Origin of the sequence: Pseudomonas sp. RW407, from assembly GCF_003176655.1 — a bacterium.
In the GTDB taxonomy this organism is placed as follows: domain Bacteria; phylum Pseudomonadota; class Gammaproteobacteria; order Pseudomonadales; family Pseudomonadaceae; genus Pseudomonas; species Pseudomonas delhiensis.
In genome coordinates this window covers 368,326-370,453 of record NZ_QGSL01000107.1, presented here as the reverse complement: position 1 = coordinate 370,453, position 2,128 = coordinate 368,326, and the positions used below count along the sequence as shown (strand labels likewise).

Here is a 2,128-nt window from a genome sequence, read left to right as displayed (position 1 = left end):
CGAACTCCCGCCGCTCCACCCTCCCCAGCCCGCGCGCCCTGGGGGACAATCCATTCGTGACACGTAATTTTCTATTTAATTAGAATTTACGTATCACACAAACGCCTCGACAACCTCACAACAACAGAGAGCGCGCCATGACCCTGCCCCTGGAACGGCTCCGGGAACACCCGGACTTCCTCCTTCTCGTCCGCCGCAAGCAACGCCTCACCTGGACCCTCACCGCCACCCTGCTGCTGGCCTACTACGGCTTCGTCCTGCTGGTGGCCTTCGCCCCCGGCCTGCTGGGCCGCCCGCTCGCCGGCGGGGTGACCAGCGTGGGCATGCTGGCCGGCGTCGGCCTGATCCTGCTCTCGGTGCTGCTCACCGGCCTCTACGTGCACCGGACCAACAAGGTGCTGGACCCGCTGAACGACAGGCTCAAGCAGGAGGCCCAGGCATGAAGGCGCTGCTCCTGCTCGCCGGCGTGACGCTGGCCGAACCGGCCCTGGCCGCCGGCGCCGAACGGCCGCTGAACTGGCACGCCATCGGCCTGTTCCTGGCGTTCGTCCTGTCCACCCTGGCCATCACCCGCTGGGCCGCCCTGCGCACCCGCTCGGCGGCCGACTTCTACACCGCCGGCGGCGGCCTGAGCGGCATGCAGAACGGCCTGGCGATCGCCGGCGACATGATCTCCGCGGCCTCCTTCCTGGGCATCTCGGCGATGATGTTCGCCAGCGGCTACGACGGCCTGCTCTACGCCCTGGGCGTGCTCGCCGGCTGGCCGATCATCCTGTTCCTGATCGCCGAGCGCCTGCGCAACCTGGGCAAGTACACCTTCGCCGACGTGGTCTCCTACCGCCTGGAACAGGCGCCGATCCGCATCACCGCCGCCTTCGGCACGCTGATCGTGGCGCTGCTGTACCTGGTGGCGCAGATGGTCGGCGCCGGCAAGCTGATCGAGCTGCTGTTCGGCCTGAGCTACCTGCAGGCGGTACTGGTGGTGGGCGCGCTGATGGTCTGCTACGTGACCTTCGGCGGCATGCTGGCCACCACCTGGGTGCAGATCATCAAGGCGGTGCTGCTGCTCTCGGGCACCAGCTTCATGGCCTTCATGGTGCTGCGCCATTTCGGCTTCAGCAGCGAGGCGATGTTCGCCGCCGCCACCCAGGTGCACGCCAAGGGCGTGGCCATCATGGCCCCCGGCGGCCTGCTGGCGAACCCGGTGGACGCCATCTCCCTGGCCCTGGGCATGATGTTCGGCACCGCCGGCCTGCCGCACATCCTGATGCGCTTCTTCACCGTCAGCGACGCCCGCGAGGCGCGCAAGAGCGTGTTCTACGCCACCGGCTTCATCGGCTACTTCTACCTGCTGCTGATCGCCGTGGGCTTCGGCGCCATCGTCATGGTCGGCAACGACCCGGCCTTCCGCACCGCCGAGGGCGCCCTGATCGGCGGCGGCAACATGGTCGCCGTGCACCTGGCCCAGGCGGTGGGCGGCAACCTGTTCCTCGGCTTCATCTGCGCGGTGACCTTCGCCACCATCCTCGCGGTGGTCGCGGGCCTGGCGCTGTCCGCCGCCTCGGCGGTGTCCCACGACCTCTACGCCTGCGTGCTGCGCAAGGGCCAGGCCAGCGAGGCCGAGGAAATGCGCGTGTCGCGCCTGGCCACCCTGGGCATCGGCGTGCTGGCGGTGATCCTCGGCGTGCTCTTCGAGTCGCAGAACATCGCCTTCCTTTCCGGCCTGGTGCTGGCCATCGCCGCCTCGGTGAACTTCCCGGTGCTGTTCCTCTCGATGTTCTGGAAGGGCCTGACCACCCGCGGCGCCGTGGCCGGCAGCCTGGCCGGGCTGTGCAGCGCCATCGCCCTGCTGGTGCTCGGCCCGCCGGTGTGGGTGGCGGTGCTGGGCAACGCCGAGGCGGTGTTCCCCTACAGCAACCCGGCGCTGTTCTCCATGAGCGCGGCCTTCCTCGCCGCCTGGGGGTTCTCCGTGAGCGACCGCTCGGCGCGGGCGGAGGCGGAGCGCGGGCGCTACCTGGGGCAGTTCATCCGCTCGATGACGGGAATTGGGGCGGCGGTGGCCAGTCGGCATTGAGAGGTAAGGTTTGGCTTCATCGTCAAGCGGACCTCTGCTCCCTCTCCCCAGCCC

Annotated in this window: 2 protein-coding genes; both read left to right on the top strand. The window is 68.9% G+C overall.

From position 1 onward, the window contains the following. Nucleotides 1-137 precede the first annotated feature (137 nt). The gene (locus DK254_RS25650) at nt 138-443 is read left to right on the top strand and encodes a DUF485 domain-containing protein (protein ID WP_089394734.1); all 306 of its coding nucleotides are present in this window, start codon (nt 138-140) and stop codon (nt 441-443) included. Beyond that, complete coding sequence (locus DK254_RS25645; protein WP_109936075.1) at nt 440-2,074, top strand: cation acetate symporter; 1,635 nt, start codon at nt 440-442, stop codon at nt 2,072-2,074. Before DK254_RS25650 ends, DK254_RS25645 begins: the two co-directional genes overlap by 4 nt. The last annotated feature ends 54 nt before the right edge of the window (nt 2,075-2,128 follow it).

Bases quoted from the DNA above. Each gene is read 5' to 3' on its own strand.
- DK254_RS25645 (WP_109936075.1), top strand. From the start codon at position 440: ATGAAGGCGCTGCTCCTGCTCGCCGGCGTGACGCTGGCCGAACCGGCC.
- DK254_RS25650 (WP_089394734.1), top strand. From the start codon at position 138: ATGACCCTGCCCCTGGAACGGCTCCGGGAACACCCGGACTTCCTCCTT.